This is a genomic window from Paenibacillus sp. ov031 (assembly GCF_900143165.1).
Taxonomy (GTDB): Bacteria; Bacillota; Bacilli; order Paenibacillales; family Paenibacillaceae; genus Paenibacillus; species Paenibacillus marchantiae.
The window spans coordinates 542385-559999 of the sequence record NZ_FRDO01000001.1; the positions used below are offsets into that span (position 1 = coordinate 542385).

Below are 17615 nucleotides of genomic sequence, written 5' to 3' on the forward strand. Positions count from 1 at the left end.
GCCAGGACCCTATAAACTTGGGGTGAAAAGACATGGAGAGATTGGGCTTCATGTCTTTTTTTTGTTATCGGATATGTTTTTTTGAAATAATCCACAAAACAGATTGACTGAATTGAGCATATCATGTTAATTTTGTTTTGTAAGTTATTTGTTTTTATAATAACAAAACCTAACAAAATGTTTTTTTAAAAAAATAATTCAATGATAACGGAGGCTGTCATGAGCAAAATACAATCGCAGACTTTTCAGAATTGGACGTTCAAGGCTTGTAAGGATCAGGAATGGATGCCGGCTCACGTACCTGGCTGTGTGCATACGGATTTGCTGAAACTGGGTAAAATACCGGACCCTTTCTATGGAACTAACGAAAAAGAAATTCAATGGGTCGATAAGAAAGACTGGGAATATCGCACGGAATTTGATGTGAATGAGGCACTATTGTCGTCGCAGCATCTGGAGCTGGTCTTTGATGGTCTGGATACATATGCAGATGTGTATGTGAATGAACAACATCTGTTGTCGGCAGACAATATGTTCCGGGTGTGGACAGTCGACGTGAAATCTGTTGTAAAGGCAAGTGGCAACGTACTCCGAATACGTTTTCGTTCTCCGATCAATGAAGATCTGCCGAAGCTGGAGAAACTAGGATATGCCCTTCCTGCATCGAATGATCAATCTGACGTGGGGGGATTAGGCGATAAAAGAGTGAGTATTTTTGCACGGAAAGCCCCGTACCACTATGGTTGGGACTGGGGTCCACGTTTTGTAACCAGCGGAATCTGGCGCGAAGCACGCCTTGAAGGCTGGACGGACGTACGAATTAATGATGTATTCATTCAACAAAATGAAGTAACCGCTGCTTCCGCTTCGCTCACTGCGGTCGTGGAAGTGGAATCTACGCAATCGATAGAAACAGTTATTCGAGTAGGAACGGATGAACAGAGTTGGGAGCAGGCTGTAACCCTGAAACCGGGCGTCCAAACTGTGGAGGTTCCAATCTCTATTGTTGAGCCGAAGTTGTGGTGGAGCCGCGGATTGGGTGACGCGCATATGTATTCTTTCCATACGGAAGTGATTCAGGGCGAACAGGCTGTGGCTGAGTCTACAGTCAAAACGGGTATTCGGTCCATTCGTCTGGTTCGTGACAAAGATAAAGCGGGAGCATCCTTTTATTTTGAGTTAAACGGAGTTGCTGTGTTTGCCAAAGGTGCGAACCACATTCCTAATGACAGCTTCATAACAGAAGTGACACGTGAGCGCTATCTGCATGAGATTGTATCTGCTGCCGAGTCGAACATGAATATGCTCCGTGTATGGGGTGGTGGCTTCTATGAAGAAAACGTATTCTACGAGTTGTGTGACGAATATGGTTTGCTCGTATGGCAGGACTTTATGTTTGCATGCAGCATGTATCCTGGAGACGAGGCTTTCCTAAATAGTGTGAAGCATGAGGCGATTGATAATGTGAAACGTCTGCGTAATCACCCAAGCATCGTGCTGTGGTGTGGTAATAACGAGATTGATTCAGCGTGGGCACATTACATTGAGGATGGCGGCTGGGGTTGGAAAAAAGATTACAACGCGGAGCAAAGAGAACGCATTTGGGCGGATTACGAAGCTATTTTCCATGATCTTTTGCCTGAAGTGGTGGAAGCCTATGCTCCTGGTGTGGATTATTGGCCTTCTTCACCACTGGTATCACTGTCGGGAGACGAGAAACAGCATGCTCACCCATCCACATCTGAAGGGGATATCCACTATTGGGGTGTGTGGCATAATGTGGAGCCCTTTGAGAACTACAACGTTCATGTTGGTCGCTTCATGAGTGAGTATGGCTTCCAGTCCTTCCCTGAGTATGATTCGGTTCGCAAGTATGCGGAGGAAGAGGATCTGGCATTGGAGTCTGAAGTCATGCTGGCGCATCAGAAGAACGGGGCAGGTAATCGTCTGATTAAACAATACATGGATATGTACATGCATGAGCCGAAGGATTTCCCATCCTTTCTCTATATGAGCCAAGTGCTTCAGGCTGAGGCGATGAAAACAGCTATTGAGGCTCACCGTCGTCGCAAACCGTTCTGTATGGGAACGCTCTACTGGCAGATGAACGATTGCTGGCCGGTGGCTTCATGGGCGGGGATGGATTACTTTGGACGCTGGAAAGCGTTGCAATATTACGCCAAACGCAGCTTCAGCGATATCTTGGTATCGGTAGATGGTACGAAGGATGACGTGACAGACATTTATTTGGTCTCGGATCAGCTTGAACCTGTGAAAGGCAAACTCCAGGTACGCCTGATTGGCTTTGATGGCACAATATATCGTGAGGAAGAGCATGAAGTTGCTCTGGCATCCAACTCTGGTCAACAGGTGCTGTCATTGAGCCAGTCGGAATGGCTGGAAGGTCGCGATGCTGCAACAACATTGCTGCGTATTGATCTGAAGCAGGATGGGGCATCCGACATCACACAGGAACATTATTTTGCACCTTCAAAGGATATTGCATTGCAACCAGCGCAAATTAAGGTAACCGAAGTTACCGAGAATGATGGCGTGCATCTGGTCCTGGAAAGCGATGTACTTGCAAAACAAGTATGGATTTCTACTGAGGCAGAAGGGGTGTTCTCGGACAATTTCTTCGACCTCATTCCGGGTATTCCTGTGAAGGTCAAGTTCACCGCCAGAGGGGAATTGCAAGGATCTGATGGTGCTGTCTCCAAGGCGGGGGCCATCCAGGTTCGTTCCATGGCTGACTTTATCAAATTGTAATCAAGTAAGATTGGTTTATGTTGTTAACGCCCAATTCTTTAAGGCCCGGATGCACTTGATGTGCATACCCGGGCCTTTTCATGGTTCATTTTGTTTTAAGCGCAGAGATGTTACATATTATTGAATCTCCAAGATTTCGATATCATACGGCTCCAGTTCCAATCGAGGTCCTTTCATAGTTCCATCCAATGCACTTTTGTATGATGCTTGCAACGGAATGGAGACAGATTCAGGACTTAAATTCAGGATGAAACGAAACGTTCCATTCGGTCCTGAGCGGGTTGTCACCTGGACACCGTCTGGAAGAGTTTGAATCCCGGACAGGCCACATTGTTCAGCGATGTTTTGCAGTAACTGGCTCAGATAAGCTTCATCCGGCTGGGTCGCTACATAATAGACAGCACCTTTACCCCAGTTGTTTTGGGTGACAGCCGCACTTTCGGCATAAAATTGATCCGCATAAACCGCAATCGCCTGTGCCGTGTCCAGTTCCAACACATCAGCCCATTGTGAAGCAGCATATGTATTGCCCTTCTCATCCCGAATCTGAATTTGGTCACCACCGACGGGATCATATTCGGTAACACGCACGCCCGAGCAAGAAGATAACATACCTGGAAGTGGCTCCATGACACAGACGTTGTTATCGTTTTTGACACCGGTGCGATGCGTTAAGACCAATATGCCACCATCCGCTGCAAAAGCTTGCAGACGTTCCGCGGTGTTCTCATCCAGCAAATACAAGTGCGGAGCGATGATGATTTTGTAGCAATCCAGCGCTTCCGAGGAATGGATGACATCTGTACTGATTCCCCATTTGGTCAGGGCACGATGCCATACTTTTATATTTTCGTAGTACTCCAGTCCATCCGCCTGTGGCTGAATTCGTAGAGCGTTTAACTGATCATGCGAATGCAGGATGGCGACTTCGTTCTGCAATGTAGAGCCTTGCAGGCGTTCACCCAGACTGTTCACTTCGGTACACAGTTGCTGAAACTCCTTGAACCGTCGCCCTGGAACATTGCTGTGATCAATCAGTCCGTGCCAGAACTGTTCTGCTCCTATAGTGGCACTGCGCCAGCGGAAATGCACGACCGCATCCGCTCCACGGGCAATAGTCTGCCATGAGTAAGCACGCAAGAAGCCGGGCTGAGGTGTACGCCACATCGGAAACCAGCATCCTGGAGGTCCGCTAAGCTGCTCCATAATCCAGAAATTGCGGCGTTTGATGCCACGTGTCAGATCTAGCGACAAAGCGCCACTGTAAGGTGCGGTGTCCGTTTTGTTAGGTGAAGGGTTGGGATAGTAATCAAAAGAAGCGAAATCCAGATCCTGACCGATTTTATATTGATCTGCCTTTTGCGGATAGCTATGAAAATTATGAGTGACAAAATGATCGGGACAGTTATGCCGAATGATCTCGATTTGGATGCTTTGAAAAGCCACAATGGAATCCGACTGAAAACGGGAGTAGTCCAGCAGGAACGAAGGATTCTGAAACGGAGAGCCGCCATATGGTGGCGTCACCTGTTCCCAATCGCTGTATTCTCCACTCCAGACAACAGTACCCCAAGCCTGGTTGAGCTGCCCTAGTGAAATGTAACGGGCTCGAACCCACTCGCGAAAAGCCTCTGAACAAGCAGTACACTGACAATCCGTGAAACTGAATTCATTATCAGTCTGCCAGCCAATCAAAGCCGGATGTGCTGCATATCGCTCGCTCAGCTTCTGGACAATTCGTGCACTGTACGTCCGCATACTCGGACTGTTATAACAGCGGTGGCCGCGCACTCCTTCATGGTACAACTGTCCACTTGGCAGCACCGGCAGAATATCGGGACACTTTTCGGTGAGCCAGCGTGGTGGTGTCATCGTTGGTGTACCGATCACCACCTGAAGCCCATTGCGATGAAGGGTATCGAGCGCCTCATCAAGCCATGTCCAATCGAATTGTCCATCGGCAGGCTCCATTCGGCTCCAGGCAAATTCACCCACACGTACAATACGTACACCACTATCGGCCATTAATCGGGCATCCTGCTCCCACAGATTAGGGTCCCAATGTTCAGGATAATAATCAACACCCATTTGAATAGGTCGGTTTTGGTTCATGTATGCTAATCTCCTTTGGTCTGGAACATAATGATTTTCATGCACGCTCAAGCCAGTGCTTAATGACTCCACTATCATCATCTTGTGGAAGAGTGTCGAGTCTATTTCATTTTATAATGGATAATGAGAGGGGAATATAATAACATGTTGCGATAGGGTATCATGATCTTGCTATTTTTGGGGGAAGAACATATGCGAAACCATTGGTTTATGCCGGAGCCCGGGCATGCAGGGTATGCATGTTATCCAGTAGCCTACGGAAGATATCTCGATCCAGAGCACAAGGAACATCGTCCGCACGGAATACGAGAGTATAATTTGCATCTGGTTTTCAACGGACAGGGTGAAGTGAGAACCGAGCAGGGCAGCGTTCGATTAACGGCTGGACAAGGTTTTCTATATGCGCCGGGACAGGCGCAACAGTATTATGCCGATCCATCTGATCCCTGGGATATCAGATGGATTCATCTGCAAGCCCACGATCTGGAGCGGCTGCTAGGCTTGCGGAATCCGGATAAAGTGTGGCTCTTTTCATTCTCTGGCGAGGAACGTTTCGAGGAGTTGCATGAACAATTATGCCAGCTCGGTGAAGGTTATGAGAGTGTGCATGAACCGAAGTTGTCGGCGGTACTGTATGAGTTGCTAGTTGAATTGGCACGAAATTCGGAGTCAATCGAAGGGACGTCATTACTGAACCATCAGGATACAATCCGCTCAACAGCCGATTATATTCGTCGTCACTGCACACAACCGCTAAGTCTTGCTGAAATGGCGGATATAGCGGGATACAGCGTGTATTATTTTAATCGCATGTTCAAGAGTATCATGGGTGTTCCGCCCGGCAGGTATCTGCTGGACTGCCGCATTCTGGCCGCGAAGAAAATGCTCGTAGACTCGGAACTATCCGTGAAACAAATTGCTTCTCAGTGTGGATTTACATACAGCAGTTATTTTATTCGCATGTTTCGGACCTATATCGGGATGACCCCGCAGCAATTCAGGCTTCTCTATAGCTCAGGCACTGGGAAATAGGAAGATTTCACACGATTACTAATGCTTTCTATATAAGCATGCATAATTTCCCTGCTATTACAAACAATACAATCAAATTCAATTCAAGCAGGGAAAGGAAGTGCCTGAGCATGTGTAACCGTTTTTCGTTGGCAGCCGATTTGGATGAGGTCAGGGATCATTTTAAGATTCAACGGGTGATGTATTATTACAAAAACCGTTACAATATCAGCCCAACCCAGCATACACCGATTATTTTGCATCAGGATGGTGAGCGGGTATTGGACGAGTTCCGATGGGGATTCATTCCGTTCTGGGGACGCGATGCAGTCAACGCCAATCTCATGACAGTCCATGAGAATCCAGCCTACTACAAGCTGGTAGAGACGAAGCGTTGTGTTATCCCATGCAATGGTTTGTATTACTGGCGTCAAGAAGGCAAGAAAAGCTATGCAGTGCGAGTGGTTATGCCGGATCGCGGATTGTTTGGCATAGCGGGATTATACGAGGTATGGAAAGATACGCGCAAACAGCCACTGCGTACCTGCACGATGCTGATGGCGGGGGCGAACATGGTTACACGGGAGTTTGGCAGCAAAATGCCGGCGATTTTGTCTGAAGAAGAGATCAATACCTGGCTGGATCCGGCGAATACACGCGTGACACAGCTGCTACCGTTGTTGAAATCCTACAACAGTACAGAGATGAATCTGTATCCGGTAACTCCTATGGTAGCCAATGATGAGCATGACTGCTATGAATGTGTGGAAGAAATGGACCAGAAGCTGGCATACGTACGCAGTTTCTAAGCTAAGCAAGCAGTTTTATGAGGCGGAGAGTTGTAAGACACTCCGTCTTTTTGGGTTGAGAAAGAAGAAAAAAGTGTAATGGACAAAAGGCGGAGAGTGAATGGAGCAGTGAGCTTTAAGCATCGAATGGATAAGGGGTGAAAATGAAAAGTTGCAATGTGAGTGAAACGTAACTATAATCATTACAGTAAGCGAACGCATATATTCATATATCTATTAAAAGAGATATTAAATCAGGAGGGAACCACGAATGAATCCAAAGTATAGCCCAATGTTTGAACAAGTTTCACTGCCAAGCGGCATTACGCTGAAAAACCGGATCGTGCTCGCTCCAATGACTCATATGTCCTCAAATCCCGATGGTACTGTATCAGACGCTGAACTTGCTTATTATGCACGTCGTACTGGCGGTGCTGGTATGTCTGTTACAGCGGTAACCCATGTAACTGCGAATGGAATTGGTTTTCCGGCTCAATTTGGAAGTTATGACGATAGCTTTATTCCCGGTCTGAAACGTCTGGCCGATACGATTAAGCAGCAAGGTTCCAAAGCCGTACTGCAAATTTTCCATGCAGGTCGTCTCACGCCAGAACAAGCGGTGCCAGCGGGTCAAGTCGCTGCTCCAAGCGCTGTTGCCAGTGAGCGTCCGGGATCTCCTGTACCAAGAGAGTTGTCTGATGACGAAATTACGTCCATCATCAAGGACTTTGGAGAAGCAACCCGCCGCGCCATTGAAGCTGGCTTCGACGGTGTTGAGATTCATGGTGCGAACGGTTATCTGATTCAGCAGTTCTTCTCTCCGCATTCCAACCGACGTGAAGATCGTTGGGGTGGAAGCATCGAGAAACGTCTCACATTCCCACTGGCTGTGGTGGATGAGGTCCAGAAGGCTGTAGCTACACATACGAAACTGCCGTTTATCGTTGGATACCGTTTCTCCCCAGAAGAGCCGGAAACACCGGGACTGACCATGGAAGAGACGTATGCATTGGTTGATGCGCTGAAAGATAAAAATCTGGATTACCTGCATGTATCCGTCAACGAGTTCTGGTCCAAGCCAAGACGTGGTGAAGCAGATACTCGCTCCAGAATTGAATTTATCCTTGATCGCGTGGATGGTAAACTGCCTGTCATTGGCGTAGGTGCCATCCATACGGCAGATGAGGCAGCCGAAGCTCTTCAGAGTGGTGTGCCATTGCTTGCGATTGGCCGTGAGCTGATTATCGAACCTGATTGGGTTGAGAAAATCGAAAGTGGACTTGAGGATGATATCGAGACGATTCTCACCAAATCGGATCAGGAACGTCTGGTTATCCCTGACGGTCTGTGGAATGCAATTATTCACACACCGGGCTGGTTCCCTATGGCTGACGATAAATAAGACACAATTTCATTCGAAATGGAGGGAGCGTAAGCTCCCTCTTTTTTGCACCCTGTGCGCCCTCGATGAAATTCTCCTTCCGTGGGCACTGTGGTATGATGGGATGAACAGGATTCATCTTGGATAATCAACGGTTTGGAGTGAATGAAGATGCTCGTGGCTGAACGTTATGAGAAAATTGTGGAATGGGTAGATTCCCATGGAAGTATGCGCGTAACCGAGCTGAGTGAGCGCTGCGGTGTGACGGAAGAGACGATCCGTCGTGATCTGGACAAGCTGGAGCAGGCGGGAAGGCTCAGACGTTCCCACGGCGGGGCTGTCAGCGTAAAATATAAAGAAGAGGGGCAGTCGGAGATCCCTTATCCGGAGCGGGCTGTAACTCATGCAGAAGAGAAACGCAGAATTGCGGACGAAGCGTTGAAAATGGTAGAGCCTGGTGACCGGATAGCGCTGGATGCCAGTACAACTGCGTGGTATATGGCAGCAGGACTGCCAAACATACCACTCACCGTGTTGACCAACTCCATTAAGGTCGCAGCGGAGCTGAGTAACAAGGAACAGATCCGTGTAATCGCGACAGGCGGGCAGCTTGCTTCGAAGTCCCTATCGTTTGTAGGGCCGCTAGCTGAACGGTCGCTTGATGCGTATCATGTGGATAAAGTTTTCTTATCCTGCAAAGGTGTACATTTGACCAAGGGCATCAGTGAGTCGAATGAATTGCAGGCGCTGGTGAAGCAGAAGATGATCAGCATAGCTGATGAAGTTATATTGCTGGCGGATTCGAGCAAGTTTGGCGTGCAGGCTTTTACAAGAGTGGCTGAACTCAGCAGTGTGGCAAAAGTAATAACTGATCTGGGCTTAGAGGAAGAGCAGGTTGGCGCACTGAATGAACAATCTATAGCATGTGTCCGTGTCTAATTAGAAAGGAATGAATATAATGAAACATCCTTTTCACCTGAAAGCTACTTGGAATGGTGGACGTAATAGTGAAGGGCATATTGATGCAGGCGGGTTAAAAACAGTCATTTCGATTCCACAGGAGATGGGTGGTCCGGGTACTGGAACCAATCCGGATGAAATGCTGCTGGGTGCAGCGTCCACCTGTTATTTGATTACACTTGCAGCAATGCTGGAGCGATCGGATATTACACCAGATGAACTGACACTGGAGTCTGAAGCGACGGTGGATGTTACCAATAACGTATTTACGTACGAACGGATCACACACAGACCTCGCATTGTGCTCAAAGCGGATGCATCTGATGCTGATGTAACGAAGGCGGAGCGCTTGGCACATAAAGCAGAAGATTCCTGCATGATCTCCAGAGCGGTAGCAGGTAACGTCGCCATTGAGACACAGCCAGTGATTATAACAGCAGGCGTTAACGCGGTGTGATATACTGAAGAGTAGGCGGCTTGAGCCGTCATTTGTGTAAGATAAGGGGAAGTTCGGTATGAACCTACAGAAAAGCAAAAACTCACGTTTTGCGCGTTTAACACGTGCTTTGAAGCTTAATTTTCTCAAATTGTTACGTGCTCCCGGCGGGGCACATAAAGTATCTACCGGATTTGCTTTGGGTTTTGGTCTGGAATTGATCGTCATTTCCACAGCATCACTGGTATATCTCGTGTTCTATCCGATTGTACGTTTGTCCGGTGGTTCACTGCCAGCGGCTATTGTGGGCAATGTGGTCGGCAAGCTAACTTTCCTGCCCATCATATTGATGCCGCTTGCCAAGCAAATTGGTTCCTGGATATTGCCGGCGCACAGCATGGGGCAGGGGCTTGTTCATGAGAGTGCCTTTATGGAGCTGTTTCGCGGTAACTGGTCCGCGCTAAGTGAACTATTGCGGGGTGGTCTGGATATTCTGGCAGGCATGTCCGTCTTTGGGGTCATCCTGGGTGTGATTTCTTACTTTGTCGTCAAGTTCTTCTATGTCAGAGCACTCAAACGTCGCTTTGAACGTCGGTTGGAGAAACGCAAGCAGGCAGCGATGTCTCCAACTTCAGCTTCCGTGCTGATCAGGAAGACATCACAATCATGATCGGCAGAATGACCATGGACGCAGCAGTTGTCCACAGAATACAGCGGGACACAAACTGCGGAGACGCATTGAATTGCTCGGCCAAAATTACGGCGTTCACTGCGGTCGGCATGGACGCTAGGATCAGCAGCACACTGAATAACGTTCCTTCAATTTGAAGTGCAGTCAGGATTAGATATGAGAGTACTGGTGCTGCAGCAAGCCGTACTATAAGTCCAGTCCAGAACGCTTTGCGCACGTTAGGTTTCCAAGGTTCGACGGAACCACGTGGTCTGAGCATCTGTGCACCGAGAATGGCCAGTACGACAGGAGAGTAACCGGCTGCGAGCATGGAGATGCCTCCATCCAGTGCCACTGCTAAGCTCAGATTGGATGCACGTAGGATGATGGCTATCGCAGCAGCATAGATGGAAGGCATACGGAAGACGGATAGAATCGCATTTTTGACCGTGAATTCAGATCTGGCGGCAAAAAAGATACCTACTGTGTTTACAATGATCATCTGTCCGATGACATATACCGAAGCCTTATCCAATCCAAGCTGTCCAAAGGCAAGCAACACAAGCGGGAGCCCATAATTCACGCAGTTCGTAAACGTGGAGACAAGGGTAAGTCCCGCTTTTTCGCTTGCCCCAAGATGGAATATTCGGCTCAGCAGTTCAGCAAGTGCCCACAGGGCGATCAGATTGATGATGGAGAACCAGAATGTGCCGGTTACGTCTGTCCATGTAATATCAGCATGCAGCAGTGTATCAAAGATAAGCGCAGGGCTCAAAATATAGAGGGAAAAGGTCGACAGCGGCCGAGTATCCCAATTTTTGAACCGTTTTAACAATATGCCTCCGATTACGGGAAGCGATATGGGCAGAAATACATGATATAACGTGAGCAGAAATGAATTAAACAATCGAAATTCAGTCCTTTCTGGATGAAAAACCTATTTTATCATAGCAGAAGTTGACCTTTGTCGGAATGGATATTGGTATTGTCTTACGTCATGAGCGATGTGAATGCCACTTCTTTGATGGGATGCGCAGGGGCGGTGGATTGCTATTTTGATATGGCAGATTTATTATAGAAGAGGTGCAACCAGATTACATACACATAGAGGAGGAAACTGTAATGAGTGAATCAAAACGCTTGCTCGTATTGGTCGGCTCTTATGCCGAAGCGGAAAATGAGGGCATTTACGCATATGAATTGAATGAGGATACAGGTAACCTCTCCAAGCTTGACGGCATCGCGGGCGTGAAAAATCCAACGTTTGTAAACGTGGATGCTGAAGGTAATAAACTGTATGCGATCGGTGAGACGGCGTCTGCCGAAGGTAATAAAATGTCTGAAGCTGTAGCTCTGAGCATTGATCCTTCAACAGGAAAATTGTCATTGCTGAATCGTCATGACTCCATTTCGGCTCCACCATGTCATATCCAACGTGATCCTTCCGGACGTTACTTGATCCTTTCCAGCTACCACGGTGGTCTGGTGGGTCTGCAAGCCCTGACGGATAACGGTGAAGTTGGCGTGCTTCTGGATGAAAAGAAACATGAAGGCAAAGGTGCGCATCCTGAACGTCAGGACAAGCCGCATGTGCATTCTGCATTCTTCAGCCCGGATGGAAAATACATGATGGTACAGGATCTGGGTGCGGACAAAATCGCAATCTACTCCATTGATGCAGGCAAGAATGAACTCGTACTGCACAGTGAAACCAAAACACATCCGGGTGCAGGACCTCGTCACTTGGCATTTCATCCGAACGGTCAATTCGCCTATGTTATTAACGAAGTGGATTCTTCCATTACGACTTTCCGTTATGATGCAGCAGCAGGCACGTTGACAGAGGTTTCCACCGTGTCCACATTGCCTGACGGCTATGACGGCAGTGAAAACACAACAGCTGAAATCGCCGTATCAAACGATGGTCGTTTCGTATACGGTTCGAACCGCGGGCATGACAGCATCGTGGTATTTGCAGTAGACGCTGAAACAGGACATTTGAAACTGGTTGAGCATGTATCTGCTGAGGGTGAACACCCACGTCACTTTGCTTTGACTCCGAATGGCAAACTGCTGATCGCAGCTAACCGCGATACCAACAATATCGTTTCCTTTACAGTGGATCAGGAGAGCGGGCGTCTGAAATACACAGGCCACAGCACAGGTGTATCCAAGCCGGTATGCGTGAAACCTGTTTATTTGTAAATCCAAGATTTGAATGATTAACCGAGAGGTTTAAATACGTTTTCAGGATCAATTTGTATAATCTTGTTGACTTGATACTTTGGAAAGACCCTGTCCTTGTGGCGGGGTCTTTTTTGATGAGAAGAGGAGCACATGAATTCGCAGATAACCACATATGTGGATTGTGAACGATAACTTATTTTCAAATTTAAGTTCATATAACAATGTAATTCAATCAATAGTATCGTGAAAGTAACTACCTGACTTCAAAGTGCGTACTTCCTTAACGGATAGTCGGGTTCTACAATGAATGAGTAGCCATGACAAACATTGCATGCATCTGAACTGGCTGAACGGTGCAGGCTAAATATTTTAACATCCTTTACAGGATATACTCATACTCGAACAACAAAAGGAGAAATGAATCGTGAAATTGCAATTGGCATTGGACTTGGTAAACATCCCTGAAGGTATTGCACTTGTTAAAGAAGTTGAACAATATATCGATATCGTTGAGATTGGTACGCCAATCGTTATTAATGAAGGTTTGCACGCGGTAAAAGCGATGAAAGAAGCATTCCCTAATCTGCAAGTTCTTGCAGACCTTAAAATTATGGACGCTGGTGGTTATGAAATCATGAAAGCAGCTGAAGCTGGTGCGGATCTGATCACTGTGCTTGGGGCAACCAATGATAGTACGATCAAAGGTGCAGTAGCAGAAGCGAAGAAACAAAACAAACAAGTTCTTGTGGACATGATCAACGTGCCTAATCTTGAACAGCGTGCTCGAGAAGTTGATTCGCTTGGCGTAGATTACATCTGTGTACACACAGGTTATGACCTGCAAGCTGAAGGACAAAGCCCGTTCGAAGATCTGCAAACGATCAAACAAGCCGTGAAAAATGCAAAAACAGCTGTAGCTGGTGGCATCAAGCTGGAAACATTGCCTGAAGTGATCAAAGCACAACCGGATCTGGTGATTGTGGGTGGCGGTATCACTGGACAAGCAGACAAAGCTAAAGTTGCAGCTGAGATGCAACGTTTGGTTCAACAAGGGTAAGACAGATGAGCAGCCGACAATACGCAGTGGACATCTTGAAGGAGCTGGAACGTACGCTAAGCCAGATCGACGACTCGGAGATGCAGGCCATGGCGGAACATATTCTGGCTGCCGAACAGGTTTTTGTGGCAGGCGCAGGCCGATCCGGTCTGATGGGAAAGGCTTTTGCGATGAGATTGATGCAGATGGGTCTGCGGGTATATGTAGTTGGGGAGACCGTTACGCCAGGGATCTCTCCGAAAGACTTCCTCTTGTTATGCTCAGGCTCAGGGGAGACAGGCAGTCTGGCAGCGATGGCTCAGAAGGCCAGTAAAGCAGGTGCTCCTGTGGGTCTGATCACAATTAAACCAGAGTCCACCATTGGACAGCTGTCCGATACCGTGGTTCGTCTTACTGCCTCTGCCAAAGAGGATACGGCGACCGCCGGAACCGAAGTGACCATTCAGCCGATGGGCTCTCTGTTTGAACAGGGGCTGCTAATGAGCATGGATGCACTGGTGCTCACCATGATGGAAATGAAGAGTATGACTGGAGCAGACATGTTTGGGCGTCATGCCAACCTGGAATAGACCATATGTCATAAACTTGATGAAGTAGAATAGATGGAAGACCGGAATACCTCTTAAACAAGAGGGAGTTCCGGTCTTTTCTGCTATCGTTGTTTGTGGTCTGATTCGGGGTTTGCTTAACATCAGAGTCTTGCTGTAGTAGAATGTATACAAGCTGTATCGAACCAATGAACCCGTTATATGATACAAGGGAGCGGCAAGTTCTCCTGTTGCGGAGTGTTCTTGTGATATGCGAAATGCATTTTAGCGATATAATATTGAGTGGAAGAAAAGGGGGCTCGAGCCATGGCAACCGAAGTCAAGGAACGCATCAACTTGAAAGAGATCAACTGTGAGAAAGAATTGACCCTTGCTGTTATTGGCGGCAAATGGAAACTGATTATTTTATGGCATCTGGGTCTTGAAGGCACCAAACGTTTCAGTGAATTGAAGCGATTGATTCCTCATATTACCCAAAAGATGCTGACCAACCAGTTGCGTGAGCTGGAGGAAGACAAGCTAATTGAGCGCAAGGTGTATGCAGAAGTACCTCCTCGTGTGGAATATACGATGACGGATCACGGACAGAGCCTGATGCCCGTGCTGCATGCGATGTATAACTGGGGTAAAAACTATGGTGAAAATGTAATTTGGAAATCAGAATAAGTTATAGTCAGACGAACCGCCTGGTAAATGGACACTTCCATTACCTGGCGGTTTTTCTTTCCCTCTAATTCACTGACAGTTTTAAAAAAGTTTTCTTGAAACGTAGAAGGCAGAAATAGCCTGAAGAAGCGAAGCGTTCGCCTAAAAGCTTTCTGAAAGAAGGCTGCATCGGAAGCATATGCTTATCCCCGGATTTCCCCTTTAAAATAGGGATCAAAAAATCTGGGGATAACAGCGATCGGAAGGTTGTTCTGTCATCGGAGTGGTATGTGTAAATATTCTTTAGTTCAAACTATAATCCCTTGTACCAAAAGGCTCATTTTAGGATATGTAAGGCATAAATGCTCCGAATATGATACGATGAGAGATATTGGAAATGCAAGGAGGAGGACATTTAACGATGGAAAAAATACGTACACGCGATGAAGTAAACCAAGAGACTACCTGGGACTTGCGAGACTTGTTTGGGACTGACGCAGAGTGGGAGCGGGAGCTTAGATCACTGCCTGATGCTGCTGCCCATATCGAAACATTCAAAGGACATCTGGGCGAAGGAGCAGAGCAGCTGCTGGCCTGTTTGGATGCCCGTGAAGCTTTGCAGGAACGCATTAGCAAAACGGCTTCATATGCCCGGCTGAAACAGTCGGAGGACAGTACCAATCCCGTGAATATTGAGAATTCAGCCAAGGCGGGTGACATCTTATCGAATTTGTCGTCGTCCTTGTCTTTTGTGAATTCCGAGATCGTGGATCTTCCGGATGGAACGGTTAAACGTTATATTGAAGAACTTCCGGGTTTGCAGCCGTATGCCCGCAGTTTGGATCGTCTAATTCAGGAAAAGGCACATCGTCTTTCGCCCGAAACGGAGAAGGTACTCGCTTCCCTCGGGGAAGTGCTGGACTCGCCATACCGGATCTATCTGCGTGGTAAATTAGCAGACATGACGTTTGACGATGCACTTGATGGCGATGACAATAACCGCCCGCTGTCCTGGTCATTCTATGAGAATAATTATGAAATGTCATCGGATACAAAGCTGCGCCGCTCTGCGTATGCTGCATTCAGCTCCAAGCTGAATGATTACAAAAATACGTTTGCTGAAGGTTACGCAACCGAAGTGAAGAAACAGGTCGTCATGTCCAGGCTGCGTGGATATGATGATGTTACGGATATGCTGCTCAGCCCGCAGCAGGTAAGCAAAGAGATGTATAACAATGTACTGGACATCATCCAGCAGGAACTCGCACCTCACATGCGCAGACTGGCAGCTCTCAAGAAACGTGAGTTAGGTCTGGACAAGCTGATGTTCTGTGATCTGAAAGCACCACTGGACCCTGAATTCAGCCCTGCCATTACATATGAGGAAGCCTGCACGCTCATTCGTGAAGCTCTTGCCGTGATGGGACCGGAATATGGCGACATTGTGGAGCGTGCATTTAGTGAGCGCTGGGTAGATTACGCAGATAATGCGGGCAAATCGACAGGAGCTTTTTGTTCGTCCATATATGGTTCTCATTCCTATATCCTGATCTCATGGGCAAACAATATGCGCGGAGCATTTACACTTGCCCATGAAGTGGGACATGCTGGACATTTCATGCTTGCCGGGCATTACCAACGTCTTACGAATACACGACCGTCCCTCTATTTCATAGAGGCGCCTTCGACAATGAATGAAATGCTGCTGGCAGATCATTTGTTGAAACGTTCTGATAATCCGAGAATGCGTCGTTGGGTCATTTTGCAATTGCTCAATACGTATTACCATAACTTTGTTACGCATCTTCTTGAAGGTGAGTTGCAGCGTCAGGTGTACGCACTCGCAACCAAGGATGAACCTATCACAGCGAAGACATTAAGTCAGCTGAAAGGCAACATCCTCTCCGAGTTCTGGGGGCCTGATTTGGTGATTGACGAAGGGGCCAAACTGACCTGGATGAGACAGCCTCATTATTATATGGGATTGTATCCATATACCTATGCAGCAGGTCTGACGGCATCTACCGCTGCTGCACAGCTGATTCGGGAAGAGGGGCAGCCTGCCGTTGATCGGTGGCTTGATGCATTGAAAGCGGGAGGAAGCCTTGATCCGCAAGAGCTGATGAAGCTTGCGGGTGTGGACATGTCTGGACCTGAGCCGATTCGTGCTGCTGTTGCCTATGTTGGCAGTCTGGTCGATGAACTTGAACGTCTGTATTCGTAATCAGGTTCATATAGTATACGGACAAGGCTTGTAGGGTTGTCTGCGTGCACCGTCTCCTTGGCAGGGGGCGGTGCATCTTAATTTGCAGGGAGAAGGGAACGATGATGAATGACGTCATTGAGCATATCTTCATCACTGGGCTGGTTAAGCATGGATGGCTTCGGTATTTTTGATGACATGAATGATGTTCCGGGATTTGAGGGCAATCAGAGTGGTTTTTTTGCTGGATTCAATGAGTTTGGAGCAATGAGTGCGTTTGGATCCATTTTTATCGGTGGCGTTTTTCTCATCATTGCCGGTGTCATTGTTTATGCCATTATTTCAGGGGTACGCACTTGGTCATCGAATAATGCATCAGCGCTGTTAACCTTGCATTCAACGATTGTGGCAAAGCGAACTAGAGTTAGCGGGGGAACAGGGGACAGCAGGGCTTCCACTTACTATTACATTACATTTGAGCTCGACAACGGTGAACGGGTAGAACTGAACGTAGGTGGGAGTGACTACGGTATGCTTGTGGAACATGACCGAGGCATGCTGACATATCAGGGGACAAGGTTTAAGCATTTTGAAAGAGATGTGCAGCCCCAGTCCGGTGTTAGTAAAAACAGCTTTTATACGTAAAATAACAGGAAGGCGGCTCCTCCCGAGTGGAGAGAGTCGTTTTTGGTATGGGTAAAAGAAACTAATCACAGGGTATTCAAACGCTTACAATGATGATATACTCGTAAAATAAAGCAAAACAGTATAAAACAAAAATAAACAAACAACAAAATAAAGAATAAAGTGCAGAGCAGCTATGATTGAAATCAAGAAATATTCAAGAG

15 protein-coding genes are annotated in these 17615 nt (G+C 47.3%); 13 read left to right on the forward strand and 2 right to left on the reverse strand.

Going from position 1 to position 17615, the window contains the following annotated elements; genetic code table 11:
* Positions 1-219: 219 nt before the first annotated feature.
* The gene (locus BUA17_RS02565) at positions 220-2769 is read left to right on the forward strand and encodes a beta-mannosidase (protein ID WP_072732498.1); all 2550 of its coding nucleotides are present in this window, start codon (positions 220-222) and stop codon (positions 2767-2769) included.
* A 117-nt stretch (positions 2770-2886) separates the two neighbouring features.
* On the opposite strand, the gene BUA17_RS02570 is transcribed toward BUA17_RS02565, so the two are convergent.
* Positions 2887-4881, reverse strand: coding sequence for a beta-galactosidase (locus tag BUA17_RS02570; protein ID WP_139295603.1), 1995 nt, complete (start codon positions 4879-4881; stop codon positions 2887-2889).
* A 192-nt stretch (positions 4882-5073) separates the two neighbouring features.
* Between BUA17_RS02570 and BUA17_RS02575 the strand changes: the two genes are divergently transcribed.
* From BUA17_RS02575 to BUA17_RS02600, 6 genes are all read left to right on the forward strand, one after another.
* On the forward strand, positions 5074-5913 hold the full coding sequence (locus BUA17_RS02575; protein WP_072732499.1) for a helix-turn-helix transcriptional regulator: 840 nt from the start codon (positions 5074-5076) through the stop codon (positions 5911-5913).
* A 110-nt stretch (positions 5914-6023) separates the two neighbouring features.
* Positions 6024-6701, forward strand: coding sequence for an SOS response-associated peptidase (locus tag BUA17_RS02580; RefSeq protein WP_063563320.1), 678 nt, complete (start codon positions 6024-6026; stop codon positions 6699-6701).
* Positions 6702-6951: 250 nt separating this feature from the next.
* Positions 6952-8082, forward strand: coding sequence for an NADH-dependent flavin oxidoreductase (locus BUA17_RS02585; RefSeq protein ID WP_072732500.1), 1131 nt, complete (start codon positions 6952-6954; stop codon positions 8080-8082).
* Between the two features lie 150 nt (positions 8083-8232).
* Entirely contained in the window at positions 8233-9000 is a 768-nt protein-coding gene (locus BUA17_RS02590) for a DeoR/GlpR family DNA-binding transcription regulator (RefSeq protein WP_072732501.1), read from the forward strand.
* Between the two features lie 19 nt (positions 9001-9019).
* Complete coding sequence (locus BUA17_RS02595) at positions 9020-9478, forward strand: OsmC family protein (RefSeq protein ID WP_063563323.1); 459 nt, start codon at positions 9020-9022, stop codon at positions 9476-9478.
* 58 nt (positions 9479-9536) lie between these two features.
* Entirely contained in the window at positions 9537-10127 is a 591-nt protein-coding gene (locus BUA17_RS02600) for a DUF2062 domain-containing protein (protein ID WP_063563324.1), read from the forward strand.
* Here BUA17_RS02600 and BUA17_RS02605 read toward each other — a convergent pair.
* Positions 10105-11034 carry an AEC family transporter gene (locus tag BUA17_RS02605; protein ID WP_072732502.1) on the reverse strand — a complete coding sequence of 310 codons (930 nt, stop codon included), beginning with the start codon at positions 11032-11034 and terminating at the stop codon, positions 10105-10107. The genes BUA17_RS02600 and BUA17_RS02605 overlap by 23 nt on opposite strands.
* A 215-nt stretch (positions 11035-11249) precedes the next feature.
* Between BUA17_RS02605 and BUA17_RS02610 the strand changes: the two genes are divergently transcribed.
* From BUA17_RS02610 to BUA17_RS02635, 6 genes are all read left to right on the forward strand, one after another.
* Complete coding sequence (locus tag BUA17_RS02610; RefSeq protein WP_072732503.1) at positions 11250-12332, forward strand: lactonase family protein; 1083 nt, start codon at positions 11250-11252, stop codon at positions 12330-12332.
* 406 nt (positions 12333-12738) lie between these two features.
* Positions 12739-13371, forward strand: a complete 633-nt coding sequence (gene hxlA, locus BUA17_RS02615) for a 3-hexulose-6-phosphate synthase (RefSeq protein WP_063563327.1) — start codon at positions 12739-12741, stop codon at positions 13369-13371.
* Between the two features lie 5 nt (positions 13372-13376).
* The gene (gene hxlB, locus BUA17_RS02620) at positions 13377-13940 is read left to right on the forward strand and encodes a 6-phospho-3-hexuloisomerase (protein WP_063563328.1); all 564 of its coding nucleotides are present in this window, start codon (positions 13377-13379) and stop codon (positions 13938-13940) included.
* Between the two features lie 285 nt (positions 13941-14225).
* Complete coding sequence (locus BUA17_RS02625) at positions 14226-14585, forward strand: winged helix-turn-helix transcriptional regulator (RefSeq protein WP_063563329.1); 360 nt, start codon at positions 14226-14228, stop codon at positions 14583-14585.
* 400 nt (positions 14586-14985) lie between these two features.
* The gene (pepF, locus tag BUA17_RS02630) at positions 14986-16788 is read left to right on the forward strand and encodes an oligoendopeptidase F (protein ID WP_072732504.1); all 1803 of its coding nucleotides are present in this window, start codon (positions 14986-14988) and stop codon (positions 16786-16788) included.
* 108 nt (positions 16789-16896) lie between these two features.
* Positions 16897-17412: a DUF2500 domain-containing protein gene (locus BUA17_RS02635; protein WP_240321300.1), complete on the forward strand. Its 516-nt coding sequence runs from the start codon at positions 16897-16899 to the stop codon at positions 17410-17412.
* Positions 17413-17615 lie beyond the last annotated feature (203 nt).